26 protein-coding genes are annotated in these 24,942 nt (G+C 66.7%); 12 read left to right on the plus strand and 14 right to left on the minus strand.

Features of this window, described 5'->3' with window-relative positions; all coding sequences use genetic code 11:
- Window positions 1-5: 5 nt before the first annotated feature.
- The gene (locus tag BRAD285_RS27340) at window positions 6-830 is read right to left on the minus strand and encodes a dienelactone hydrolase family protein (protein ID WP_006610389.1); all 825 of its coding nucleotides are present in this window, start codon (window positions 828-830) and stop codon (window positions 6-8) included.
- A 185-nt stretch (window positions 831-1,015) separates the two neighbouring features.
- Here BRAD285_RS27340 and BRAD285_RS27345 point away from each other — a divergent pair, with 185 nt between their 5' ends.
- A complete protein-coding gene (locus BRAD285_RS27345) occupies window positions 1,016-1,243 on the plus strand; it encodes a DUF2093 domain-containing protein (protein ID WP_035643273.1) in 228 nt (75 codons plus the stop codon).
- A gap of 1 nt (window position 1,244) precedes the next feature.
- Here BRAD285_RS27345 and lpxK read toward each other — a convergent pair whose 3' ends face one another.
- From lpxK to BRAD285_RS27375, 6 genes are all read right to left on the minus strand, one after another.
- On the minus strand, window positions 1,245-2,252 hold the full coding sequence (gene lpxK / locus BRAD285_RS27350; RefSeq protein ID WP_006610387.1) for a tetraacyldisaccharide 4'-kinase: 1,008 nt from the start codon (window positions 2,250-2,252) through the stop codon (window positions 1,245-1,247).
- Window positions 2,245-3,552 (minus strand): 3-deoxy-D-manno-octulosonic acid transferase, encoded by a 1,308-nt coding sequence (locus BRAD285_RS27355; RefSeq protein WP_006610386.1) that lies wholly within the window; start codon window positions 3,550-3,552, stop codon window positions 2,245-2,247. Before BRAD285_RS27355 ends, lpxK begins: the two co-directional genes overlap by 8 nt.
- Entirely contained in the window at window positions 3,545-4,285 is a 741-nt protein-coding gene (locus BRAD285_RS27360) for a lysophospholipid acyltransferase family protein (protein WP_006610385.1), read from the minus strand. The genes BRAD285_RS27355 and BRAD285_RS27360 overlap by 8 nt, the downstream gene beginning before the upstream one ends.
- Before the next feature lie 15 nt (window positions 4,286-4,300).
- Entirely contained in the window at window positions 4,301-4,543 is a 243-nt protein-coding gene (locus tag BRAD285_RS27365; protein ID WP_006610384.1) for a DUF4170 domain-containing protein, read from the minus strand.
- 65 nt (window positions 4,544-4,608) lie between these two features.
- Complete coding sequence (locus tag BRAD285_RS27370; protein WP_035645147.1) at window positions 4,609-5,427, minus strand: 3'(2'),5'-bisphosphate nucleotidase CysQ; 819 nt, start codon at window positions 5,425-5,427, stop codon at window positions 4,609-4,611.
- Entirely contained in the window at window positions 5,414-6,808 is a 1,395-nt protein-coding gene (locus BRAD285_RS27375; protein WP_006610382.1) for a TldD/PmbA family protein, read from the minus strand. Before BRAD285_RS27375 ends, BRAD285_RS27370 begins: the two co-directional genes overlap by 14 nt.
- 283 nt (window positions 6,809-7,091) lie before the next feature.
- Between BRAD285_RS27375 and BRAD285_RS27380 the strand changes: the two genes are divergently transcribed.
- Window positions 7,092-7,616, plus strand: a complete 525-nt coding sequence (locus tag BRAD285_RS27380) for a DUF6101 family protein (protein WP_006610381.1) — start codon at window positions 7,092-7,094, stop codon at window positions 7,614-7,616.
- Here the strand turns inward: BRAD285_RS27380 and ubiA are convergent, their stop codons facing one another.
- The 3 genes from ubiA to BRAD285_RS27395 form a co-directional block, all read right to left on the minus strand.
- Window positions 7,617-8,549 carry a 4-hydroxybenzoate octaprenyltransferase gene (gene ubiA, locus BRAD285_RS27385; RefSeq protein WP_006610380.1) on the minus strand — a complete coding sequence of 311 codons (933 nt, stop codon included), beginning with the start codon at window positions 8,547-8,549 and terminating at the stop codon, window positions 7,617-7,619.
- A complete protein-coding gene (locus BRAD285_RS27390; protein ID WP_006610379.1) occupies window positions 8,546-9,217 on the minus strand; it encodes a hypothetical protein in 672 nt (223 codons plus the stop codon). The genes ubiA and BRAD285_RS27390 overlap by 4 nt, the downstream gene beginning before the upstream one ends.
- A 274-nt stretch (window positions 9,218-9,491) precedes the next feature.
- Window positions 9,492-9,776: a hypothetical protein gene (locus BRAD285_RS27395; RefSeq protein ID WP_244422102.1), complete on the minus strand. Its 285-nt coding sequence runs from the start codon at window positions 9,774-9,776 to the stop codon at window positions 9,492-9,494.
- Window positions 9,777-10,122: 346 nt separating this feature from the next.
- On the opposite strand from BRAD285_RS27395, the gene BRAD285_RS27400 reads away from it, so the two are divergent.
- From BRAD285_RS27400 to BRAD285_RS27425, 6 genes are all read left to right on the plus strand, one after another.
- A complete protein-coding gene (locus BRAD285_RS27400; protein WP_006610377.1) occupies window positions 10,123-10,872 on the plus strand; it encodes a 16S rRNA (uracil(1498)-N(3))-methyltransferase in 750 nt (249 codons plus the stop codon).
- A 117-nt stretch (window positions 10,873-10,989) separates the two neighbouring features.
- A complete protein-coding gene (locus BRAD285_RS27405) occupies window positions 10,990-12,150 on the plus strand; it encodes an ATP phosphoribosyltransferase regulatory subunit (RefSeq protein ID WP_006610376.1) in 1,161 nt (386 codons plus the stop codon).
- Complete coding sequence (hisG, locus tag BRAD285_RS27410; protein ID WP_006610375.1) at window positions 12,147-13,124, plus strand: ATP phosphoribosyltransferase; 978 nt, start codon at window positions 12,147-12,149, stop codon at window positions 13,122-13,124. Before BRAD285_RS27405 ends, hisG begins: the two co-directional genes overlap by 4 nt.
- A 71-nt stretch (window positions 13,125-13,195) precedes the next feature.
- A complete protein-coding gene (locus BRAD285_RS27415) occupies window positions 13,196-14,239 on the plus strand; it encodes a glycosyltransferase family 2 protein (protein WP_006610374.1) in 1,044 nt (347 codons plus the stop codon).
- Complete coding sequence (locus tag BRAD285_RS27420; protein WP_006610373.1) at window positions 14,236-15,078, plus strand: ChbG/HpnK family deacetylase; 843 nt, start codon at window positions 14,236-14,238, stop codon at window positions 15,076-15,078. The genes BRAD285_RS27415 and BRAD285_RS27420 overlap by 4 nt, the downstream gene beginning before the upstream one ends.
- Before the next feature lie 172 nt (window positions 15,079-15,250).
- Window positions 15,251-16,066: a DUF2076 domain-containing protein gene (locus BRAD285_RS27425; RefSeq protein ID WP_006610372.1), complete on the plus strand. Its 816-nt coding sequence runs from the start codon at window positions 15,251-15,253 to the stop codon at window positions 16,064-16,066.
- 78 nt (window positions 16,067-16,144) lie between these two features.
- Here the strand turns inward: BRAD285_RS27425 and BRAD285_RS27430 are convergent, their stop codons facing one another.
- Window positions 16,145-16,936, minus strand: a complete 792-nt coding sequence (locus BRAD285_RS27430) for a L,D-transpeptidase (RefSeq protein ID WP_006610371.1) — start codon at window positions 16,934-16,936, stop codon at window positions 16,145-16,147.
- Between the two features lie 306 nt (window positions 16,937-17,242).
- Between BRAD285_RS27430 and BRAD285_RS27435 the strand changes: the two genes are divergently transcribed.
- Window positions 17,243-18,022 carry a protein phosphatase CheZ gene (locus BRAD285_RS27435; protein WP_006610370.1) on the plus strand — a complete coding sequence of 260 codons (780 nt, stop codon included), beginning with the start codon at window positions 17,243-17,245 and terminating at the stop codon, window positions 18,020-18,022.
- Between the two features lie 90 nt (window positions 18,023-18,112).
- Here the strand turns inward: BRAD285_RS27435 and BRAD285_RS27440 are convergent, their stop codons facing one another.
- Window positions 18,113-18,622 carry a hypothetical protein gene (locus BRAD285_RS27440; RefSeq protein WP_006610369.1) on the minus strand — a complete coding sequence of 170 codons (510 nt, stop codon included), beginning with the start codon at window positions 18,620-18,622 and terminating at the stop codon, window positions 18,113-18,115.
- Between the two features lie 358 nt (window positions 18,623-18,980).
- On the opposite strand from BRAD285_RS27440, the gene groES reads away from it, so the two are divergent.
- The 3 genes from groES (at window position 18,981) to BRAD285_RS27455 (ending at window position 22,401) form a co-directional block, all read left to right on the plus strand.
- On the plus strand, window positions 18,981-19,277 hold the full coding sequence (gene groES / locus BRAD285_RS27445; RefSeq protein WP_006610368.1) for a co-chaperone GroES: 297 nt from the start codon (window positions 18,981-18,983) through the stop codon (window positions 19,275-19,277).
- Between the two features lie 133 nt (window positions 19,278-19,410).
- Window positions 19,411-21,054, plus strand: a complete 1,644-nt coding sequence (gene groL, locus BRAD285_RS27450) for a chaperonin GroEL (protein ID WP_006610367.1) — start codon at window positions 19,411-19,413, stop codon at window positions 21,052-21,054.
- A gap of 153 nt (window positions 21,055-21,207) precedes the next feature.
- On the plus strand, window positions 21,208-22,401 hold the full coding sequence (locus BRAD285_RS27455) for a hypothetical protein (protein WP_006610366.1): 1,194 nt from the start codon (window positions 21,208-21,210) through the stop codon (window positions 22,399-22,401).
- A gap of 249 nt (window positions 22,402-22,650) precedes the next feature.
- Here BRAD285_RS27455 and BRAD285_RS27460 read toward each other — a convergent pair whose 3' ends face one another.
- Window positions 22,651-23,052 carry an META domain-containing protein gene (locus BRAD285_RS27460; RefSeq protein ID WP_035645162.1) on the minus strand — a complete coding sequence of 134 codons (402 nt, stop codon included), beginning with the start codon at window positions 23,050-23,052 and terminating at the stop codon, window positions 22,651-22,653.
- A 150-nt stretch (window positions 23,053-23,202) separates the two neighbouring features.
- Window positions 23,203-24,867, minus strand: a complete 1,665-nt coding sequence (locus tag BRAD285_RS27465) for an L-lactate permease (RefSeq protein ID WP_006610364.1) — start codon at window positions 24,865-24,867, stop codon at window positions 23,203-23,205.
- Between the last annotated feature and the right edge of the window lie 75 nt (window positions 24,868-24,942).

The raw sequence follows: 24,942 nt of genomic DNA on the forward strand, positions 1-24,942 counted from the left end.
ACAGATCAGCGCGCCAGCCAGTCGGCGACAAGCTTCTGTGCGTCGGCACGGGCTTCCGGATCAGAGCCGACATGGCCGCGCTCGGGCGCGGCGGCATCGGCGCCCGCGACCTGATGCACCGGCAGATTGAGCCGGTCGAAATCATGATAGGCGCCGGGATAGACCACGATGCGGGTCAACGCACTGCGCCCGCGTGCGCCGTCGATCATCTGTCGGCACGCCGGCGGCGAATAGACATCGTCGAGCCCGCCGATCAGGATCAGCGTCGGGACGCGCGCGCTCCAGCCCAGGCCCGACGAGGCCCGGCAATCCGGATAGAACGCGACGGCCGCACGGAAGTCCGGCGAGGCATGGTCGGGCAATTGCGGCCGCACCGCCCACAGCAGCGCGCTGGCCCCGCTCGCCCAGCCGACCAGGCTGATGCGGTCCGGCATCGCCCAGGATTGCTGCAGCAGCCATTTCTGCGCGATCACGATATCGGCGACGCGCTCGCGCCGGCCGCTGATGCGGCGGTCCTTGACCCGGCATTGCGGCCCGAGCCCGCGCGAGCCGTAGCTGTCCGGCAGCAGCACCGCCTTGCCGTCCTTGACGAGATCCAGCGCCCAGTCGCGGTAGCGCGGCTGCACCGGCTCGCTGCGGCCAGCGAGCCCGCCGCAGCCATGCAGCGCGATCACGGTCGGAAACGGTCCCTTCCCGCTCGGGCGGTAAAGCTGCGCGTGCAACACGTAATTGTCGGAGGGAATCTCGACCGCAACGGGCGACGGCTCGGCGGAGGCCGCCGATGCCGTGGCGCAGAGCAGAGCAACGACGACGGTGGTGAGGAAGCGCATCAAACCAGCCGGGGAAGACAAGCGGCGGAGACCTGAAACCTAGCTAGCACGGCCCCTCCGGCCGCCGCATCACAAATCGGTGGGTTTGCGCAAGCGACAGCTTCCCCTATCTATGCTACTGAAATCACCTGACATCATCAGGTTGTGCGCACTTTGGCGGCGTACAGGGAGTGGAGATCGCGGACGTGCTCAACAAGTTCGGTCCCTCGGGTCAGGGGGAAGCGCAGGTGCAGTATCTGGATGGTGATTTCCGCGTGATCTCGCCGGGAAGCTATGTGCGCTGTGCGGTCACCGATGCACGGATACCACTCGACGAGCTGAAATATTGGAGCGTCGACCTGCAGGAGGCCTATGCGGTGCCGAGCGCGGTGCTGCAGCGGCATTATCCCGGCGCGCTGAAGGCGAACGGCTAGTCTAGCGCTTTGTCAGCGCCGACAGCCGTTGCGTGACGTAGCTGCGCACCGCAGCTTGATCCTTGAATTGCAGCGTCACCGGGAAGGCGGCGATGCCGAAGTCGGCATGAGCTGATCCGCTGCCGCCAAGCCGCACCAAGTCTTTCTCGGTCGTCACCAGCGCCAAGCCCTGATGCCTGGCCTGCTCCTTCAGAGAAACGATATCCTCCGACGAAAACGGATGATGGTCGGGAAAGGCGCGCTCGGCCTTGACGTCGAGCCCGCTGGCGCGAAGGGTCCGGAAGAAGCGCTGGGGATCACCGATCCCGGCGAACGCCATGAGCGGCCGTCCCGCCAGCGCAGCGATGACCTCTGCGTCCGGCTGCAGACGGGCCCTGAAGACCGGCTTTCCCTGGGCAGCGACGCTTGACGCGACGACGTCACCCGCGTCCCCGTCCCCCACCACCAGCAGCGCATCTGTCCGAGCCAGCTGCGGCGGCAGCGGCGCGCGCAGCGGCCCCGCGGGAAACACCCTGGCATTGCCGAGCCCGCGCGCGCCATCGATCACGATCAGAGCGAGGTCCTTGGTGATCGACGGGTTCTGAAATCCGTCGTCCATCAGGATGACGGAAGCGCCCTGCGCCTTGATCAGGCCGATGCCGTCAGCGCGATTGCGCGACACCACGACCGGCACATGGGACGCCATCATCAGCGGCTCGTCGCCGACATCGGCGGCATTGTGAGTCGTTGGGTCGACCACCACCGGCCCGCGCAACCGGCCGCCATAGCCGCGGCTCAGCACGACCGGCCGCTCGCCGAGCTCGCGCAGCAGGTTGGTCAGCGCCAGCACCGTCGGCGTTTTGCCGGCGCCGCCGACATGGAAGTTGCCGACGCAGATCACCGGCAGACCGGCCGCGATCCCCGGCTGCCGCATCCGGCGCGCGGCGACGGTGCCGTAGAGCATCGAGAGCGGAGACAGCAGACGCGATTGCCAGGATCGGGGCCGATGCCAGAAGGCCGGCTCACGCATCGCCGGCGGTCCCCATCTCCAGCCTGATCTGCAGCAGATACGGCTCGAGCGCGGACAGCGTTCGCTCCAGCGCGCCACCGAGCTGATCGACGACGCGCGATCCCTCGGCGACCAGGCTGTTGCAGGCCGCGGGGTCCGCCAGCAGTTGGCGGAGCTGCCGCACCAGCGCGTCCGGATCATGCGCGAGCCGCGCACCGGCCGCCCTGTCCAGCGCCTCATAGACGTCGGTGAAGTTGAAGACGTGCGGCCCGTGCACGATGGCCGCGCCGAGCTTGACGGCTTCGATCGGGTTCTGGCCGCCATGCTCGACCAGCGAGCCACCCATGAACACGACCGGCGCCAGCCGGTAGAACAGGCCGAGCTCGCCCATCGTATCCGCGACGTAGATATCGGTGCCTGCGAGCGGCGGCTCCTCGCGCGAGCGCAAGGCGGCCTGCAACCCTGCGCCGGCGATGAGTTCGGCGACGGCGGGACCGCGATGCGGATGACGCGGCACGATCACCGTGAGCAGTGACGGATAGATCCCTGAGAGCACCTTGTGAGTTGCAATCAGGATCTCTTCTTCGCCGGGATGGGTCGACGCGGCGACGATCACGGGACGGCCGCGCGTCATCGCGGTGAGGCGATCGAGCTTCACGGGATCGGCGGGCGGCGCCGGCACGTCGAGCTTCAGATTGCCGGTCGTGACGACGTTGCGCGCGCCGAGCGCGGAGAACCGGTCGGCATCGGCCTGCGACTGCGCCAGGAACAGATCGAAGCGTCCGAGCAGCGCGGAGATCGTGCCCGCCATGCGCCGCCAGCGCGGGAACGAGCGCGGTGACATGCGGCCGTTGATCACCACCATCGGCACCCGGTGCGAGGCGCCGGCCAGGATCAGGTTGGGCCAGAGGTCGGATTCGATGAACAGCCCGAGCGAGGGACGCCAGTGATCGAGAAACCGCTTGACGAAGCGCGGCGTGTCATAGGGCACGTATTGATGGATCACGTCGGGCGGGAAGCGCTTGGCAACGATCGCGGCCGAGGTGACCGTTCCTGAAGTGATGAGGATGCGGATGTTGAGCGCACGCAGCCGCTCGATCAGCGCCGCCGCGGCCAGCACTTCGCCGACGCTGGCGCCGTGGATCCACACCAGCGGTCCCTCGGGGCGCGTATCGTGGCTCAGGCCCCGCCGCTCGTCCGTCCGCTCAGGATCTTCCTTGCCGTGCTTGAGGCGCTGCCGGATCAGAGCCGGCGCGAGCGGCACCGCCGCCGAGGACAACCCGCGGTACACGCGCAGGGCCATCGGCAGCGGGCTAGCCACTGTCGGCACCCGATGTCACCGGGGGCGGGCATGCCTCGGGCCGGCCGACGATCTCATAGGCGCGGCGCATGCACTCGTTCAGCGTGGCCTCGAGGTCGAGGCGCGCCTGCTCCATCATGGCAGCGTCGGCATCACGCGGCACGTTGATTTCCTTGATCCCCACCAATGCGCCGCGGCCGAATGGCAGATTGATGGTGGTGCTGTCCCAGTTCTTCAGGCGGACGAAGCGGCTCGTGACCATTGCGAAGGGCATGATCGGACGTCCTGACTCACGCGCGAGCATGATGATGCCGAGGCCTGCGATCCGCGCGCGCTTCGGCACATCGGCGGTCGATGCAACATTATAGTTGTCTTCGAGCGCCTGCACCATCTCCCTGAACGCTCCGACCCCACCTTTGCGGTGGAAGGAGCCGCCATGGTCGCCCGAGCCGCGGATGGTTCCGATCCCCAGCCGCTCCGCGGCGATCGCGTTGAACTCGCCGTCGCGATGCTTGGAGATCAGCACCTTGGCGCGGTAGCTCGGCTTGTTCCTGATGAACGGCGTCAGCAGATGCTGGCCGTGCCAGAACGCGAAGATCGCGGGCATCTGCGGCTCGACGATCTCGTAGACCTCAGGCGGCTCGAAGGTGAAGCGGTTGGTCAGCCACACCAGGCGCAGGTACTCGGCCGCGAGGAACCCGACGGCGCGCTGGAACCAGCCGCTACGCAGCGTATTGCGGATCAGATGTTTCAAGTCGTGAGCTTCGTCTTACGCCTTGGCGTCCTGACCGGGATCGAGCAGCCGGTGCAGATGCACGATGAAGTAGCGCATATGGGCGTTGTCGACGGTCATCTGCGCCTTGGCCCGCCAAGCGGCGTGAGCAGAAGCGTAGTTGGGATAGACGCCGACGATATCGACCTTGTCGAGATCCTTGAACTCGTTCTTTTCGAGGTTGACGAGCTCGCCGCCGATCACGAGGTGAAGGAGCTGCTGCGAGGCGCTATCTGTCATCGGTATCGTTTCCTATCAACGCGCCTTGCGGGCGGCTTGGGCGACGCGATCCCTTACGGGTGTGATCAGCTCTGCGGCAACCGGCGATAATGGCTGACGATGTCAGCATGTCGATCGCGTCCCGCTGCTACCAGCACCCCATGGGCCACGTCGGGACGATTATAGACGATCGCCTCGCCGGACAATGCGCTCATTTTACCACCCGCTTCCTGCACGATCAGATGAGCCGCCGCAAGATCCCAATCGCGGCTTTGCCCGCCTGCAAAAGCGGCATCGAGCGCACCATGGGCGACACGGCACAGCCTGAGCGCCAACGACCCGATTCGCGGGTGAAGCTCAATCCGTGCCGATCCCGGTGCCAGCCGCTCAACCAGCGGTTTCGGCCCGGCCACGCGCGAGAAGTCGATGTCGTGTCCCGCCGCGGCGTGGACCGGCGCGTCATTCAGCGTCGTGCCACGTCCCCGCGCAGCGAAGAAGAACTCCTCGCTCATCGGGACGTGGACGGCCGCCAGCACGGGCGCCCCATTCTCGACCAGAGCTACGCTCACGCACCAATCGTTGCGCCCGCCGAGATAGGACCGCGTGCCGTCGATCGGATCGACGATCCAGACCCGCGACCGCGCGAGCCTTGCGGGATCGTCGGCGCTCTCCTCGGACAGCCAGCCATAATCCGGCGTCGCCGATCGCAATGTGCGTTCAAGCAGCGCATTGACGGCCATGTCGGCCTCGGAGACGGGCGATGACGCGTTCTTGGTCCATTTGCGCAGATCGGTGCCGAACATCGCGCGCGCCAGCTCGCCGGCCTCGCGCACCACCGCCTTGAGAAGCGCCGCATCCGCGGCCAGGCTCGTCTCGTCGGAGCTATCGATCTTAGCGTCCGCCAAGCGTCAATCCCTCGATGCGCACGGTCGGCGCATTGACGCCATAGCGGAATTCGAGATCGCTGGCGGGGGTCATCGACTTGAAGATCTCGAACAGATGTCCGGCGATCGTCACTTCGCTGACCGCATAACCGATCTCGCCGTTCTCGATCCAGAAGCCGGAGGCACCGCGGCTGTAGTCGCCGGTCACGCCGTTCACGCCCGAGCCGATCAGGTCGGTGACGTAGAAGCCCTGCTTGATGTCCGAGATCAGCTCCTGGGCGGTGACGACGCCCGCTTCGAGATGCAGGTTGAACGGCCCCGGCGACGGCGAGGACGACACGCCGCGATGCGCGTGGCCGGTCGTGACCAGGCCGAGTTCGCGCGCGGTGGCGGAATCCAGCAGCCAGGTGGTGAGAACGCCGTCGTCGATCAACGCCGTCTGCTTCACCTTGACGCCCTCGGCATCGAACGGCTGCGAGCGCAGGCCGCGGGGACGCAGGGGATCGTCGATGATGCGGATGCCCTTGGCGAATAGCTGCGCGCCGAGCTTGTCCTTCAGGAAGCTGGTCTTGCGCGCGATCGACGCACCATTGATGGCGCCGACGAGATGGCCGACCAGCGAGCCGGAGACGCGCGGATCGAACACCACGGGGACCTGGCAGGTCGCGACCTTGCGCGGATTGGCACGCGCCACGGCGCGCTCGCCGGCGCTGCGCCCGACAGCCGCGGGGGCGAGCAGATCGGCGCCGTGGGGCGCCGCCGTGTAGTCGTAGTCGCGCTCCATGCCGGTGCCTTCACCGGAGATCGCCGTGGTCGAGATGCTCTGGCTCGAGCGCAGATAGGCGCCGTGAAAGCCGCTGCTCGTTACCAGCACCATGCCGCCGATGCCCGCCGAGGCCGAGGCGCCGCCGGATTTGGTGACGCCCTTCACGGCAAGTGCGGCAGCCTCCGCCTCCTGCGCACGCCGCTCCAGCTCCGCGGTGCCAGGGATCGCTGGGTCGAGCAGATCGAGTTCGGGAATGTCACGCGCCAGCAACTCCGGATCGGCCAGGCCGACATATTTGTCGTCTGGCGCCACGCGCGCCATCGCCACGGCGCGCTCCGCCAGCCGCGCCACGCCGTCGCCGCTGACGTCGTTGGTCGAGACCACCGCCTGGCGCTTGCCGACCAGCACCCGGAGGCCGACATCGTCGCCTTCCGAGCGCTCGGATTCCTCGACCCGGCCGTCACGAACCTCGACGCCCTGCGAGATACCGCGCACTGCGATCGCATCGGCCGCATCGGCGCCGGCCTTCTTCGCAGCCTCGACGAGCCGCTCGGCGAGTGTTCGCAGGGCGGACTGATCGAGCAGGTCTGAATGGGCTGAAGTCGATGATGCAGCGGCTGAGGGAGAAGATGTCACGAACACGATCCGATCGATGTCAGGTGGGCGGCGAAGACGTCTCAATCCAGACGAAATGTGGCCTGTTCACGCCGACTTCAAGCAGGGCGGCAGCACCACGTCGGATTGTCGGCAAATCGGCAAGGTCTCGTCAATCATGCGGGGCAAGCGGTTGTCAATCATGACGGTAAGAGGATCATGCGTGAGATCTGATTAACCAGCAATCTTAAGCTGATACGGGCGAGGCGCGTGGCAAGGTCTCACGCATCGACCGGGAGAATAATCCCGGCGGGGAGACCAAGCCGTGAGGCGTCAAACAGCATCAGGCGGAAGCAATTCCGCTGGGTCGAGCCGCGTGCTGCGGCTCGACCCCCTTTCCCTGCCCGTCTCGTACAGCGCGCACGACATCCGTGCCGATGGCGGGATCCGGCAGATCGAATTGCACCGGGAGCGCGTCGTGCTGCGCCGTGCCGTCAGCGGCATGCGCATGGCCGTGAATCTCCGGGTCAGCGATTTCCTCGGCATCGCGCTGCGCGAGGTCGACGACACACAGATGATGCTGATCCTGATGCATCGCGACCCCTCGCTGAGCATCCCGCTCTGCGTCAGCGACGATCAGGACGACATCATCGCCGCCTGGGCGATGTGGAGCGAGACCTTCGCGCTGCCACAACTGCAAGAACCGAGGCGCGAAGCTGCGCCCCGCCGCCGGCGTCGCAACGCCATCCGCGCGCGCCGTCCGCGGTTCCTGATGCGTCGCCGTGTCGGGCACCTGCTCAATCCCGCGTCGATCTATCGCGGCGAGCACGAGATCATCGCGCGGACCTGATCAGGCCGCGCGGAGCACCGCGTCAACCAGGAGAGCCGCGAACAGCAGCAGGCCTGCATCGCGGTTCGATTTGAACAGCCGCAGGCACAGCGCGGGATCCGCGGTGTTCAACCGGCGAACCTGCCAGCCGAGATGTGCGGCGAAACAGCCGAGACCGAGCCACGCTGCGACATGCACATGGGCCGTGGCAAAGGCTGCCCCGATCAGCACGACCGCCAGTGAATAGAACACCACCAGCGCCAGATGCGTGCGTTCGGCGAACAGCCGCGCCGTCGATTTGATGCCGATCAGCGCGTCATCTTCCGCGTCCTGATGCGCGTAGATCGTGTCATAGGCGATCACCCACGAAATCGAACCGGCATAGAGCAGCAGCGCCGTCGCATCGAGGCGCCCGAACGCCACGGCAAATCCCATCAGCGCGCCCCACGAGAAGGCGAGGCCCAGCACGACCTGCGGCCACCAGGTGACGCGTTTCATGAACGGGTAGATCGCGACGATCAGCAGCGAGGCGATGCCGGTGCCGATCGCGAAACGGTTGAACTGCAGCAGCACCACAAGGCCGATCAGGGCCTGCGCCACCAGGAAGGCCAGTGCCTGCTTCACCCCGACCTGCCCGGCCGGAATCGGACGGGAGCGCGTGCGCTCCACCTTGGCGTCGAGATCGCGGTCGGTGATGTCGTTCCAGGTGCAGCCGGCGCCGCGCATGACGAAGGCGCCGACGAAATACAGCACGATCCATGCGGGGAGCATCGAGAGATCGCCGGAGATGCCGGCCGCCAGGGCGGCCGACCACCAGCATGGCATCAGCAGCAGCCAGGATCCGATCGGGCGATCAAAGCGGGCAAGCCGCAGATACGGCCGGCTCCAGGCCGGCGCCAGCGTATCGACCCAATTGCCGGTCGCGTCTGCAACGCGGACGGCGGTGTCGCTCATCGGGTGAGGACGTTGCCGGTCAGCGTGTCGAAAGCCGAGCCGCCCTTCTTCGCCGTATTGGCTTCGGGCAAGGCCGCCGACGAGCCGAGCACGTCGCTGAGGCCGGGCGCGGGAGCCGGTCCGCCGCCCTTCTGCATCTGCTCGGCGACGTTACAGACCTTCTGCTGAATGCCTTCGGTGCCCTTGTGGTTGGTCTTCAGCTGTTCGGCGATCTGGCCGGGAATGCCGCAGCGCGCCGAGTTGGCCTCGATGTATTTGATCATCTTGACCTCGGCCTGGCTGAAGTTCTTGAACAGCTTGCAGGCCTCGACAGGCGTCGCCTTCTTCTTGCTCGCCTCCTGGATCAGCTTGCCGCGGCGCTCGGCCTCCTCACGCAGCGGCACGAAATCCTTCATGCAGCTGTCGGACGGACCGGCCTGCTGGGGCGCACCGAAACCACCACCTCCGCCGCCGCCGAACGCGGCCGGACCGGCAGGCGGGAACGCATTCGCCGGCGCCGCCATCGGCGGAGGCGCGCTGCCGTTGATGGGCGGGAACGGCGATGACGACGAATTGGTCTGCGTCTGGCCCGGCAGCGGCGCGGGAAACGCACCTTGCGCCGCGACCTGCCCGGCAGAGAGCATGACGACGGCGACAGCGAGCGGCACGATGGAATGGCGGACGATCAAGGCTGGTTCTCCGGCAAGACCAAGAATCCTCAACACTTCCGGACGAAAGCACGATCCGATCAGGGGCTTTTACGATTCCCGCCCGCCCGGCACAACCGCGGATTTGGGCAGCCGCGGCCGAGAGACGCAGCGCGGCCTCAAAAGGGATCGAATCGCCGCCTGATCACGTTGTGTTCATCTTGGCCGTGACAGCCACTGCAGAATCGCCACTCGTCCTCTGGAACTCCGGACCGGCCTGTCGCGCCCCCCATCCACGTCGAGCCGGGAACCAGGCTCAGGTCGCCGTGCAGACCTTGCGCATCACGGTGAGGGTATTTTCGTGATTCGCCTTCAACTGGTCGGTGATCTTGGCCGGGATGCCGCACAACGAGGCGTGCGCCACCGCGTAATCGATCATTTTCGTCTGGGCGAGCTCGTAATCATGCACCAGCTGACACGCCTCCCCCGGCGCAAACCTGCGCCCGGTCGCGGCCTTCAGCAGCTTGGCGCGGCGGGCGGTCTCGTCCCGCAACGGGGTGAAATCCTTCAGGCAGCTTTCGGGGGGACGGAAGCCGGCCACGCCAGCGCCTCCCGGGACCGAAGGGTTCGCCGGCTGGGGCGCGGCTGCCTTGTCGTCAGCCCTGACAGCTCCGGAGAGCGCCACCACGACGGTCGCAGCGATAGCCCAAGTCGAATGTCTAGAGATCACGGCCGTTCTCCTCGCAAGCCCCCGCAAAGGCTTCCGGCAGCGCCGGAGTCCCGCCCCAATGGACGACTGCCATTTCCGCCCCTATCCGAGCTGACAAATCTGTCGGCAGCGCGGCCGAAACGCGCCATCCCTTGTCCAGCTCACGCGGGGTGTGCTGGCTTTCCGCCCTGCTCTCCGTGAGCTAAGCAAGCGTCATCATCGCCAGCAGCTCGTTTCCATGCCTGAATACGACTTCACCGCCCCGCGCCTTTACGTCGACGCTCCCCTGAAAGAGGGCGGCGCGGTCGCGCTGGAGCGCAACCAGAGCAACTATCTCGGCAACGTGCTGCGGCTCGGCGCGGGCGATTCGGTGCTGGTCTTCAACGGCCGTGACGGCGAATGGCAGGCCGCGATCGCCGGCCGCAAGCGGCCCGACCTCCTGGCGATCCAGCAGCGGATCCGGCCGCAGGACCGGCTGCCCGACATCGCCTATGTCTTCGCTCCGCTCAAGCACGCCAGGCTCGACTACGTCGTCCAGAAGGCGGTCGAGATGGGTGCCGCGCGGCTCGAGCCGATCCTCACCCGGCACACCCAGGTGGCGCGGGTCAATGGTGAGCGGATGCGCGCCAACGTGATCGAGGCGGCCGAGCAATGCGGCATTCTCAGCCTAGCCGAGGTCAGGGATCCCGTGCCGCTGGAGCGCTTTCTGCGCGAGCGCGCGGCCACGCGGCTGCTGGTGTTCTGCGACGAGGCCGCCGATGTCGCCGCTCCAGTGCAGGCGCTGCGCGATGAGGCGCCGGGCGGCATTGACGTGCTGATCGGCCCGGAAGGCGGCTTCGCGGCCGAGGAGCGGGAGCTCCTGCTGCGGCAGCCGCGCGTGATCAGGCTGGCGCTCGGCCCTCGCATCCTGCGCGCGGATACCGCGGGCGTGGCCGCGCTCGCTTTGGTCCAGGCGACCCTCGGGGATTGGCAGGGAGGCGGCGGTTAAGACATCCCGCGGATTGTGGCCGGCCTCGGCCATTCGCAGTCGAAACCGTCAAATGACCATGCTAAGGCCAGCCGCCGCCCCGGAAGGGGCGCCCATCCAGTTTGGAACCTGATCGACATGACCGGACCCGCTCCGACCGGACCCGCCGCGTGGGCGGACACGCTGCTGCAGTCCTTCGCGGACGCCGGCTACGCGCGCGCCGAGCCGGCCATCCTGCAACCGGCCGAGCCCTTCCTCGACCTCTCCGGCGAGGACATCCGCAAGAGCCTGTATCTGACCACGGATACGGGCGGCGAGGAGCTCTGCCTGCGGCCGGACCTCACCATTCCCGTCGCCCGCGATTATCTCGCCTCGGCCCAAGCCGGCCAGCCGGCCGGGTTCAGTTATCTGGGAACCGTATTTCGATACCGCAGTGGCCGGCCGAGCGAGTTCCTGCAGGCCGGCATCGAATCGTTCGGCCGCAAGGACCATCCGGCGGCCGACGCCGAGATGCTGGCGCTGGCGATGGAGGCGACGGCGGCGGCAGGGCTTGCCGACGTGGAGATCCGCACCGGCGACGTCGCGCTGTTCACGGCGCTGATCGACGCGCTCGATCTCTACCCGGTGTGGCGGCGGCGGCTGATCAAGGATTTCAACCGCAAGCGCACCTTGGCGCAGGACCTGGAGCGGCTGGCGACCGCCGAAGTCGCACCGCGCAACGAATATGAGGGCGTGCTCGCAGCATTGGCCGGCTCCGACCGCAAGGCGGCGCTGGCGCTCGTCACCGACCTGATGTCGATCGCCGGCGCTACCGCGTTGGGCGGCCGCTCGGTGGCCGAGATTGCCGATCGCTTCCTGGAGCAGTCCACCCTGAAGGGCGGCGCGCTGCCGCGCGACGCGCTCGACCGCATTAAGCGTTTCCTCGCCATCACCGGCAGCCCGGCAGAGGCCGTCCAGCAGCTCCGCGCGCTCGCCGCTGACGCCAAGCTCGACATCTCCGCCGCGATCGATGCGCTGGAAGCGCGCACCGGCTTCATGGCCCAGCGCGGCATCGATGTCGGCAAGGTGCGCTTCGCCACGTCTTTCGGCCGCGGCCTCGACTACTACACCGGCTTCGAATTCGAGCTGCACCATCCCGGCAATGGCGACGAGCCGCTGGTCGCGGGCGGTCGCTATGACGGGCTGCTCAGCCAGCTCGGCGCAGCCACGTCCATTCCGGCCGTCGGCTTCTCGATCTGGATCGAGCGCCTGGCCCAAAGCAGCGCCGCGGGCAAGGCCGCGCGCGGGAGAGCATCATGAGCGGCCCCCTCGTCCTCGCCGTTCCCTCGAAGGGCCGCCTGCAGGAGAATGCTGAGGCGTTCTTTGGCCGCGCCGGGCTGAACCTGTCCAAGCCGGGCGGCGCGCGCGACTATCGCGGCACCATCTCGGGCCTCGACAATGTCGAGATCGCCTATCTCTCTGCGAGTGAGATCGTCTCGCAGCTGGCGCGCGGCACAGTGCATCTCGGCGTCACGGGCGAAGATCTCGTCCGTGAAGGCATCGCCGATGCCGACAAGCGTGTGCTGCTGATCGATACGCTCGGCTTCGGCGGCGCCAATGTCGTGGTCGCGGTGCCGCAGGCGTGGATCGACGTCCGCACCATGGCCGATCTCGACGACGTCACCACCGGCTTCCGCGCCCAGCACAATCGCCGCATGCGCGTCGCCACCAAATACATCAACCTGACGCGCAGCTACTTCGCGAGTCACGGGATTGTCGACTACCGCATCGTCGAGAGCGCCGGCGCCACCGAGGGCGCGCCCGCCGTCGGCACCGCCGAGCTGATCGTCGACATCACCAGCACCGGCTCCACGCTCGCCGCCAACGGGCTGAAGGTGCTGGATGACGGCGTCATCCTGCGCAGCCAGGCCAATCTCGTCGCCTCGCGCGACGCCGACTGGTCGGAGGGCCCGCGCGAGAGCGCGCGGATCATCCTGGATCATATCCATGCCAGCGCCCGCGCCAGGAAATACCGCGAGGTCCGCACCCGCTTCAAAGGTTGCGACGCAGCAATGCTGACCGAGGCGCACAACCGCTTCGGCGTGGTCGCACCGTTCGGCGGCCCGACCTCGTCGGGCATGCTGACCCTGCACTGCCCGCCCGCGCAGATCTACGCGCTCGGCAGCTTCCTGCGCGCGCACGGCGCCGAGACCGTCTCGGTGGCCTCGCTGGACTACGTGCTCGACCGCGAGAATCCGCTGTTTGCCCGCCTCGAGGCCTTCCTGCGATCATAAATCGCCGTTCATCGTAGCGACAGGCAGAGGCAGCTACCATATGTTGGTGGGCGAATGAGGACTGCAAAGCGATGCTGGGAACTGACGTCTCCGACCTGACCACGACCGCGGCCGACGCCGCGTCGCAGGGACTGTCGATCGTTATCCCCGTCTACAACGAAGGCGCGGGACTGACGTCGCTGCATGAGCGGCTGAACAATCTCGCCCGGACCCTGCGCCAGCGCTTCGGCCTTGCTTGCGAGCTCGTCTATGTCGACGACGGCAGCCGCGACAACACGCTCGCCATCGCCCGCACCCTGCAGGCCGATGCGCTCGACGTGCAGGTGGTGTCGCTGTCGCGCAATTTCGGCAAGGAGGCGGCGCTGATGGCCGGCCTCGATCACGCCCGCCGCGGCGCGGTGTTGTTCATGGATGGCGACGGCCAGCATCCGCCGGCGCTGGTCGAGCAGCTCGTCTCGCACTGGATCAAGGACGGCTATGACGTCGTCTACACGGCCAAGGCGCATCGCGACAATGAGCCGTTCCTGCGCCGCGTCGCCGTGCACGGCTTCTATTCGCTCATCAACTGGGGCGCGCGGCAGAAGATCCCGGAGGATGCCGGCGACTTCCGCCTGCTGTCGCCGCGCGCGGTGGCCGCACTGAGGCAGCTGCCCGAGCGCAACCGCTTCTTCAAGGGGCTGGCGAGCTGGATCGGCTTCCGCCAGATCCGCGTCGACTACGAGCCCGCGGCGCGCGCCCATGGCGTCACCACTTTCAACCTTACCAGCCTGCTCGGCCTGTCGATCGAGGGCCTGACGTCGTTCTCGGTGGCGCCGCTGCGCGTGGCAAGCCTCTTGGGAATCCTGCTCGCCTCGGCAGCCTTTCTGTTCGGCCTGTCGATCCTGTGGGAGACCTTCACCACCGGCAAGTCGGTGCCCGGCTATCCCTCGCTGATGGTCGGCCTGATGACGATCGGCGGCGTGCAGCTGATCATGATCGGAATCATGGGCGAGTATATCGGCAAGATCCTCTCCGAGCTGAAGGCGCGGCCGATCTACTTCGTCGCCGAGCACAGCGAGAAGCGCGCCACGCTCGATGCGCGCAGCGACGGCTCCGAGAGGAATGCCGCGGAATGAGCGAGGCGCCGCACCGGCGCATCTGGCTGTGCGCCGATGACTATGGCATCAGTCCCGGCGTCAACACAGCGATCCGCGACCTGATCGCGCGTGGCCGGCTGAACGCCACCTCGGTGATGACGGTCGGCGCGGCGATCGGCCGGAACGAGGTCGCAGAGCTCACCAAGGTCGCCGCCGACAGTCCGCGTTGCGCGATCGGCCTGCACGTCACGCTGACCGCGCCGTTCCGGCCGCTGACGATGCATTTCCGCCCCGCCGAAGGCGGCATGTTCCTGCCCTTTCCGAAGCTGCTGCGCGCCGGGCTGATGCGGCGGCTCGACCCGGAGCTGATCCGCGCCGAGGTGATGGTTCAGCTCAACGCGTTCGGCGAGCTGTTCGGCCGCGCGCCCGATTTCGTCGACGGTCACCAGCACGCCCAGCTGTATCCGCAGGTGCGCGAGGGGTTTCTCGCCGCCGTCAAGGACGCCGCGCCGTCGGCCTGGGTCCGCCAGGGCGGCCGCAACGCGCCGCTGATGCAGCGGCTGGCGGCGCCCAAGGCGCTGCTGCTCGACGTGCTGAGCGCGCAATTCCGCCGCCACGCAAAGCGCGCCGCGATCCCCTTCAATCCCGCCTTCGCCGGCGCCTATGACTTCACCAAGGCTGGCGATTTCGGGGCGCTGATGGACGGCTTCCTGCACGAGCTTCCCGAGGATGGCCTCGTGATGTGCCATCCCGGCTTCGTCGACGACGTCCTCATCGAGCTCGATCCGCTGACCGTGCAGCGCGAGCATGAGCACGCCTATCTCGCCGGTGAGCATTTTCCGGACCTGCTGGAGCGCCGCCGGGTGACGCTCGCCTGAACCTTTCGCGCCCTCGACGAACAAAATGCCCGCTGACCGCGTTTCCTTCGCACGCTCGTTAGACGCTTTGTCGCATACGGAAATTTAATCCGCGGCCCGGCTGGCCGGACCACAAAGTCCCCCTAAATGTTGGCCGCGCTTGGCTGGAACCGGCAAGCGGCAGGAGAACCACATGACACCGCAAGAACGCCAACTCATCGACGACCTGTTCGACCGGCTTGCCAAGCTGGAGGCCGCGCCGCGTGATCCGGAGGCCGCCGCCGCCATTGCTCGTGGGCTGCAGCAGGCACCCAATGCCGTCTATGCGCTGGTGCAGACCGTGCTGGTGCAGGACGAGGCCCTGAAGCGCGCCAATGCCCGGATCGAGGAGTTGCAGCACGCGCAAAGCGCGCCGCCGGCGCAGTCCGGCAGCTTCCTGGATTCGATGCGCGACAGCATCTTCGGCTCGTCGGGCAGCCGCGGCTCCGTTCCGAACGTGCCCCCGCCGTCCACGAGCCGGCCGGTCTGGAACAGCGGCCAGGCGATGCCCGGCGGCTATCAGGGCCAGCCCGGCTACCCGCCGCAGCCCGGCCCCTATGATCAGGGCGGCTTCGGCCAGCCGCGCGGCGGCGTGTTCGGCGGCGGAGGCGGCTCGTTCTTAGGCACCGCAGCGGCCGCGGCGGCCGGCATGGTCGGCGGCTCGCTGCTGCTCGGCGGCATCCGCTCGATGATGGGCGGCGGCTCGCATCAGGCGTTCGGCGACACCACGATCATCGAGGAGCGCGGCGGTGGCGGCAGCCCCTGGGGCGGCGGCGATCAGTCCGGCGGCTCGCTGGCGCAGGATGCAGGTCTCAATGACATCGGCCGCTCCGGCGATGGCGGCGGCCGCTCCGGCCTGTTCGACCAGGCGAACTACGACGACAACAACGGCAACGACAGCGATCCCTCGGATTTCGATGCCGATGACAGCTTCGGCAACGATGATGACGGCGGCAGCGACTACGCCTGATCACTGTCGGCCATCGCACAGTCGAGAACGACGAAGGCCGCCCCGAGGGGCGGCCTTTTGCATGACGCAGGATCGCCGTTACATCACGATGACCCTGGCGCCGACATTCACCCGGCCATAGAGGTCGATGACGTCCTCATTGCGCATCCGGATACAGCCTGACGATACGTTGGTCCCGATCGTCCAGGGCTCGTTGGAGCCGTGAATGCGATACAGCGATGAGCCCAGATACATCGCGCGGGCGCCGAGCGGGTTCTGCGGCCCGCCCTCCATGTGCCGCGGCAGATCGGGCCGGCGCTGCAGCATCTCCGGCGGCGGCGTCCAGTCCGGCCATTCGCGCTTGGCCGAGATGGTCTTCACGCCCGACCAGGTGAACCCCGGACGGCCGACGCCGATGCCATAGCGCAGCGCCGTGCCCTGCCCCTGCACAAGGTAGAGGAACTTGTTCGGTGTATCGATGACGATCGTGCCCGGCCTTTCTTTGCCGTCATAGTCAACGACCTGTTTCTCGTATTTCGGATCGAGCGGCCGCTGTGTCTGCTCATACGCCTCCTCGTCCGGATATCCCTGCTGGGGCGCAGTGCCCGGCATCGCCGGCTGCGTCCCGTAGGTGGACGGCTGCTGCTGATACATGGGTTGTTGCGGGGGCGGAGCGCCGCGGACGCCTTGCGGATCGCCGAACAGGAATTCGATGAAGCCGCCGCCCATCCGCGAGCGGTCGACATAGGCCGTGCGCACCGGCGCGGTCTGCTGCGGCGGGCCGCTATAGATCACCGTCGGCTGCTGAAATCCCTGGGCCGCAGCCCGATCCACACCGCAATAGAAGACGCATGCGCCGGCCAGCAGCGCTGTAGAGAATGATCTGAACATCGACGTACTCTGTACTGTTTCGTCTGAAGGCTGTTCACCGCGCGTAGGCTGCAACGCCGCCGCTTATCGTCAATAAAGAGCAAAACCCGATCGCTTTGGTAAACACAGGGCTCGCCGGGATTCACCATCGCCGCAGGGGCGCGCTGATTTGATAGCTAGCGTTTATTTTGCGTGAAGGGCGCCGGCGCATGGTTAATAGGTCGTATCAGGCGCACGCGGGCGTTGCGCCGCCGCAGTTCCTGGCGTGAACGCGATGTTAAATAGCCACAGCGTAGAACTGACCAAGCAAGAGGTCAGGGATATATCATGGCTGTTCGCAAGCGTTTCCGTATCGAAGAAGCAATCGTCGGCCATATGCCGGAGCCCGATTTTGTGGGTGGCGAGATCGGCCCCAATCACAAGGAAATCATGGACGAGCTCCGCGCCATCCGCGCCCAGATGGGCAATGCCATCCGGAGCGGCGGTAACAGCACGGCGGCTGCGGCCATCGAGGAATCCGCGCAACGCGAGGTCGCCGAAGCGCGCGCCCTGCTCGAGACCTACCGCGCGCAGATCGAACAGTGCGAGAAGCTGAAGGTCGAGCTCGACCTGATCCACGACGCCATCAACCGCACCAAGGGCGAGATCGCCACGCTTCACGCCAAGAGCTTCAACGGCGAGGAGATGGCCAAGGTCAATGGCGAGCTCGGCGCGGTCGTCGGCGGCACCGAACAGGCCACCCAGCAGATCCTCGAAGCCGCGGAGGCGATCGACCAGGCCGCCAGCGCGCTCGCCAAGGTCGACTCCGCCGACCAGCAGAAGATCCTGAGCGAGGACATCCAGGAGCGCGTGGTCTCGATCTTCGAGGCCTGCAACTTCCAGGACCTCACCGGCCAGCGCATCAACAAGGTCATGACCACCATGAAGTTCATCGAGCACCACATCGTGGTGATGATGGACATCTGGGGCGGCGTCGACGCCATCAAGGCGCATGTGCCGCCGATCGTCGACACCCGCGAGGGCGACGCCAGGCTGCTGAACGGCCCGAAGGCCGAAGGCGATGTCGGTCACGCCTCGCAGGACGACATCGACGCGCTGTTCAACTGAGCGGCCTCCGCGTCTCACACCAAACAAAAACGCCGGCGTTCCGCCGGCGTTTTTCGTTTGCCTCGTCGGTTCTGACCGAGCGACCGGACCTCAGGCCCGCGGTCCGCAGCGGACATACACCATGGTCTGGTAGCGGGTCGCCGCATCCTTGTCGACGAAGCGGGTGATCAGCACCCTTCCGTCGAACGAGACCACCTCGCGGTCCTGCTCGCCGCCGGGAGGGCCGGCGGGGCCGATGTAGTTCTTGCCGCCGGCCGAGCCCTTCAGGCGCAGTTCCTGCGGGGTCGCCTGGTCGGCCAGATGCATGATGACGCCGCCGGACGTGCCTGCCCCGATGACATAAGGCTGCTTGCACTGCGCCAGCGCCATCTTCTCGGTCCGCGGCCGGTCGTTGGGATTGTTGTAGGCGGCGAGGCCCCATTTGCCGACGAGATCCTCAGCCCGGATCGTCGCTGGAACCTCGGGCTCCACAGCCACCTCGGGCGGCGCAGGGCTGGAAGGCGAGAGGTTGAAGCCGCCGCCGCACGCTCCCAGCAGCATTGTGAGCGCTGACGCGATCGCGAGATTGGCAACCGGCCGCGCGCACCGTGAACTCGTCATGGCATCCCCTTAGGAACAAGATCATGGCTGCCCCGTCCGGCAACCAAGCGCAAAACGCGCATCAGAGCAATGACGTCGGATGACGACGCCGCTCCACTAACATGTCTGGCCAAGGACAGCATCCCCTAAGACAGCATCCCCTGATAGCCTCAAGAAGGGCTTAACCGCCCGCCTTTGCTTGACAGGAACAGCGCCAAGCCATATTTCCGGCAGCGGTCTTTAGCACTCGGAGGGCAGGATTGCTAAGTCCGCGAGTCAGTTGGTGCCGAGTCGATTGGTGCCAAGTGGGCGCTAAATATGGCCGCATTCAGATTTCCTCCGACACCAACCTACCGAAGCACCCCCAAAGGGATCCGTCATGGCTAAATCGAAGTTTCGTCCCCTGCACGATCGCGTCGTGGTTAAGCGCATCGACGCCGAAGAGAAGACCAAGGGCGGCATCATCATTCCCGACTCCGCCAAGGAAAAGCCCTCGCAGGGCGAAGTCGTCGCCGTCGGCCCGGGCGGCCGCGACGAGAGCGGCAAGCTGACCCCGCTCGACGTCAAGGTCGGCGACCGCGTGCTGTTCGGCAAGTGGTCCGGCACCGAGGTCAAGCTGGACGGCGAGGAGCTCCTCATCATGAAGGAGTCCGACATCATGGGCGTCGTCGCCTGATCCGAACCGCCTGATCCGAACAGCTCTGGGCGGCTCTCGCCGCCCCGGGCGACCAGTGCTTTTCAACCTCGTTCAGGCGACAGGCCGGCGATCACGCCCCTGGCCGTCGAGGTCCACTCCAGGAGAGTTTCAAATGGCAGCCAAAGACGTCAAATTCTCTGGCGACGCGCGCGACCGCATGCTGCGCGGCGTCGACATTCTCGCCAACGCCGTCAAGGTGACGCTCGGCCCGAAGGGCCGCAACGTCGTCATCGAGAAGAGCTTCGGCGCTCCCCGCATCACCAAGGACGGCGTCACCGTCGCCAAGGAGATCGAGCTCGAGGACAAGTTCGAGAACATGGGCGCGCAGATGCTGCGCGAGGTCGCCTCCAAGACCAACGACCTCGCCGGCGACGGCACTACCACCGCGACCGTGCTCGCTCAGGCCATCGTCCGTGAGGGCGCCAAGGCGGTTGCCGCCGGCATGAACCCGATGGACCTCAAGCGCGGCATCGACACGGCGGTTGCCGCCGTCATCAAGGACATCGAGAAGCGCGCCAAGCCGGTCGCCTCCTCCGCCGAGGTCGCCCAGGTCGGCACCATCTCCGCCAACGGCGACGCCGCGATCGGCAAGATGATCGCCCAGGCGATGCAGAAGGTCGGCAACGAGGGCGTGATCACGGTCGAGGAGAACAAGTCGCTCGAGACCGAGGTCGACATCGTCGAGGGCATGAAGTTCGACCGCGGCTATCTCAGCCCCTACTTCGTCACCAACGCCGAGAAGATGACCGCCGAGCTCGACGACGTCTACGTGCTGCTGCACGAGAAGAAGCTGTCTGGCCTGCAGGCCATGCTGCCCGTGCTCGAAGCCGTGGTGCAGTCGGGCCGTCCGCTGCTGATCATCGCCGAGGACGTCGAGGGCGAGGCGCTGGCCACCCTGGTCGTGAACCGCCTGCGCGGCGGCCTCAAGGTCGCCGCCGTCAAGGCGCCGGGCTTCGGTGACCGCCGCAAGGCCATGCTCGAGGACATCGCGATCCTGACCGGCGGTCAGCTGATCTCGGACGACCTCGGCATGAAGCTCGAGAACGTCACCATCAAGATGCTCGGCCGCGCCAAGAAGGTCGTGATCGACAAGGAGAACACCACGATCGTCAACGGCGCCGGCAAGAAGGCCGACATCGAGGCGCGCGTCGGTCAGATCAAGGCGCAGATCGAGGAGACCACCTCGGACTACGACCGTGAGAAGCTGCAGGAGCGTCTCGCCAAGCTCGCGGGCGGCGTCGCGGTGATCCGCGTCGGCGGCGCGACCGAGGTCGAGGTCAAGGAGAAGAAGGACCGCGTCGAGGACGCCCTCAACGCGACCCGCGCTGCGGTGCAGGAAGGCATCGTCCCCGGCGGCGGCGTCGCGCTGCTGCGCGCCAAGAAGGCGGTCGGCCGCATCACCAACCCGAACTCGGACGTCCAGGCCGGCATCAACATCGTGCTGAAGGCGCTTGAGGCTCCGATGCGCCAGATCGCCGAGAACGCCGGCGTCGAAGGCTCGATCGTGGTCGGCAAGATCCTGGAAGAGAAGTCCGAGACCTTCGGCTTCGACGCCCAGAGCGAGGACTATGTCGACATGGTTGCCAAGGGCATCATCGACCCGGCCAAGGTCGTCCGCACCGCGCTGCAGGACGCCTCGTCGGTGGCCGGCCTGCTGGTCACCACCGAGGCCATGGTCGCCGAGCTGCCGAAGGACGCAGCCCCGGCGATGCCGGCCGGCGGCGGGATGGGTGGCATGGGCGGCATGGGCTTCTGAGCCCAAGCACCCGTCACCAAGCCTCCATCACCAAGACTTCAGGAAGGCCGCCTCCGGGCGGCCTTCTTTTTGGCGGAGTGTCCCGATGGGGGTGCAGTGATGGCCGATTGGCGCTACAGCTAGCGCCGATTCCGCTCCCACAAGGATTTTCAGATGCGCGCTATTTTGCTTGCGTTGGCCGTGATTGCAGCGGCCGCGCCGGAACTCGGTTGGGCCCAGAGCAAGAGCGGGACCAAGGCCGCCCCCGCCGTCGAGACACGCTATTTCACCGCGATCGACGGCCTGATGGACGGCAATGCCGACGTGATCCTGAAGGAGACGCGCCAGGGCAAGACCGTCACCGCGGCCACGCTCGACGTCTGCTATCCCGTCGCCAAGAACTCGGACCGCAAGGACCGCTTCGTCGTCAGCCTCACCGTCAACGGCCAGACCCTCACCGGCGCGACCCAGAGCAACGGCGCCAAGGAGCCGGTCACGGTGAAGCTGACCCGCAAGCCGACCGGCGACAATTTCGAGTTCCGCGGTCAGATCACGATCGGCAAGACGGTCACCGAGGTGGCGTCGACCGACAACTCCGACGTCAGCGAGAAGGAGTTCCAGGAGAGCCAGTCGAGCGACGACGGCATCAGCGCGCAACCGAAGGACTTCACCGATGTTTCGCCCGAGGCGGTCTCCGTCCGCCTCAAGCTCGATGCGGTCGCCGACTTCCTGAAGAGCCTGAAGGGCGAGAACGTCGAGGTCTCGCTGTCGAGCTTGATCGTGGGCTGTGATGCGCTCCGCGCCGGCGAACAGACCGTCAGCATGACCGTCGATCCGGAACGCGCCGGCGCGCTGATCGCGAAGGCTCGCGCCACGACCGGCGCCGTCACCGCCGGCTGGACGGCCGGCACCGTCGAGATGGACCGCACCATCCGCTTCGCAGCCGGCGAATGGCGCGATGGCGACAAGATCAACAAGGACAAGCTCGCGGGCGCGATCTCCGACGTGCTGGCCAAGACCTACAACGCCAAGCCGACCAGCGCGGCCTGGAACCCGGTGACGGGCAAGCTGAAGCTGACGTTGAAGCGGCCGAGCCAGCTGATGCCCTCCCTCGAGCTCACCGACGTCATCGAGGTCACCGGCCTCGTCTCGCCGGACAAGCCCGGCGGCGCCGACGCGCTGGTCCTGTGGATCAGCAGCCCGACGACGACCACCGTGGACGAAGCCTCCGCGGCCAAGCTCATCCTGTCGGATGAATCATCCGGCGACGAGGAAAGCGACACCCGCGACGATGGCGGTGCAATCGAAGAGCTTGCGAAGGCCTTCAAGGCCAAGCGCTGGGACGCCGACAACTCGGTCTGGAAGTAAGGCGAGCCACGAGGGCAGGCGCCGCGATCTCCGCTCTCCACCCTCCCCTGGAGGGGGAGGGTCGATCGCACGCGAAGCGGGCGAGCGGGGTGGGGTGAGCCGCGGGCGCCGGTGTGGGTGGAGAGATCACCCCACCCCGGCTCATACGCGCTTCGCGCCTATGAGCCGACCCTCCCCCTCCAGGGGAGGGTGACAGTGGGGCCTCCACTTCGATGATGCGTCACTACGACTAGAAGCGGCGGTCTCTACTCAATTCGTATTCAGCCGGAAGCGCAGCGTCTTCGGCCCGATGAAGGTGATCAAATCGCCCTGGCGCTTCCAGTTCGTTGCCGCGCTCAGCGCGGCAATGAGCTCATCGTCGGCCTGGGCGCGCGCGGCCGGGCAGTTGCGATCCTCGATGGTGCTGGGGATGAACACGATGGTGTTGCCGGCAACCGAGAACTGCCCCTTGCCGCCCTTGCACCAGAGCTCCAGCACGGTCTCGCCGTGATCGCCGATGTCGAGGTCCGGCACCCGCTTCGACCCGGGCTGCGGCAGCGCGTCCAGCGTCATTTCCATGCCGAACGGAAACTCCTCAGCCGCAACCACCGGCCCACCTGACAGCAACAAGGCTGCGACCACGCTGGCAACGGCCCGCTTCACAACTCGCATCTTCCCTCTCGATCGATCATCACGCGACGAGCCGGCCTTGTAGGCGATCGACTCGATGGCTGCCAGCACGGCTCCCGCACAATTGTGTTCCAAACATAGCAAACCCCGCGTCGCCCAGGCGACGCGGGGTTTTTGTCGCAGGCGATGGTGTTACTTCAGCACCATCGCCGTGAACGGATAGACATAGGCCTGCAAGGTCACGAACAAGCCGACGAGACAGGCCAGCACGATCGAGTGCAGGAAGACGTAGCGCAGGATCGAGCTTTCATGGCCGTACCAGTTGGTGGCGGTCGAGGCGACGACGATCGATTGCGCGTCGATCATCTTGCCCATCACGCCGCCCGAGGAGTTGGCGGCGGCCATCAGCACCGGCGACAGGCCGATCTGCTCGGACGTGATCTTCTGCAGATTGCCGAACAGCACGTTCGACGCCGTGTCAGATCCCGTCAGCGCCACGCCCAGCCAGCCGAGCAAGGTGCCGAAGAAGGGATACAGCACGCCGGTCGCGGCGAAGGCGAGGCCGAGCGTGGCGTCGACGCCGGAGAGCCGCGTCAGCGTGCCGATCGCGAGCATCGCCGAGATCGTGATCAGCGAGATCGCGCAGAGGCGGATGGTGCGGCCATATTCGGCGATCAGCTTGCCCGGTCCGACGCCCATCAGGAAGCCGGAGATGATCGCCGCGATCAGCATGCCGGTGCCGGTAAAGCTCAGATAGGTGAACGAGAACACCGCACCCTCGGGCATCGGCTTGGCGGCCACCGGCGGGATCTTGTTGATCAGCTTGTCGAGCTCGGGCACCGGATAGCTCCAGGCGAAGTTCGCGTTCGCCCAGGCCTTGAAGGCGCCGTTGCCCCAAATCAGCATGATCACGCAGACGATGATCCAGGGCAGCAGCGCGCCCCAGAGCTCGGCCTGCGTCAGGGGCGTGCGGTCGAGCGGCTTTGCCGCCGCCATCGTCGCTGCCGATTCGTCACGGCCGCGCAACGCCGGCGACAGCCATAGCTGCTTCGGCTGCCAGACCTTCAGGAACAGGATCAGCGCGCCCATCGAGATCAGCGAGGCGCCGATGTCGACGATCCACGGATTGATGTAGTTCGAGATCAGGAACTGCGGCACGGCGAAAGAGACGGCGGTGACCAGGATGGCCGGCCAGACGTCCTTCATGCCCTTCCAGCCCGCGAACGCCCAGATCACCCAGAACGGCACGATCAGCGAGAACACCGGCAATTGCCGGCCGACCATGGCGCCGAGGATGTAGGGATCGATGCCGGTGACCGAGGCGAGGCCCTGGATCGGCGTGCCCAATGCGCCATAGGCGACCGGCGCGGTGTTGGCGATCAGCGACAGGCCGGAGGCCGCGAGCGGCGAGAAGCCCAGCCCGATGAGCACGGCGCCGGTGATCGCCACCGGGGTGCCGAAGCCTGACGCGCCCTCGAAGAACGCGCCGAACGAGAACGCAACCAGCAGCAGCTGCAGCCGGCGGTCTTCCGTGACGCCGCCGATCGCCCGCTTCAACAGCTCGAAGCGCCCGGTCGAGACCGTGACCTGATACAGGAAGATGACGTTCAGCACGATCCAGCCGATCGGGAAGAAGCCGGTGACGACGCCGAGAAACGTCGCGCGGATCGACATGTTGGCCGGCATCGTGAAGACGAAGATCGTGATGATGTTGGTCAGGATCACCGCGATGATCGCGGCGATATGCGCCTTCACCTTGCCGCTGGCGATCAGCACCAGCAGCGTCACCACGGGTATGGCGGCAGCCAGCGTCGACAGCGCCGGGCTCCCCAACGGGTCGTAGATTTGATTCCACATCGTGACGTCTCCCCCCAATTGTTGTTGTTGGACCCGGTCCGGCGGGGCGGATCAGGTCTGTCTGATCCGGCGCCA

The sequence above is a fragment of the Bradyrhizobium sp. ORS 285 genome, assembly GCF_900176205.1.
In the GTDB taxonomy this organism is placed as follows: Bacteria; Pseudomonadota; Alphaproteobacteria; order Rhizobiales; family Xanthobacteraceae; genus Bradyrhizobium.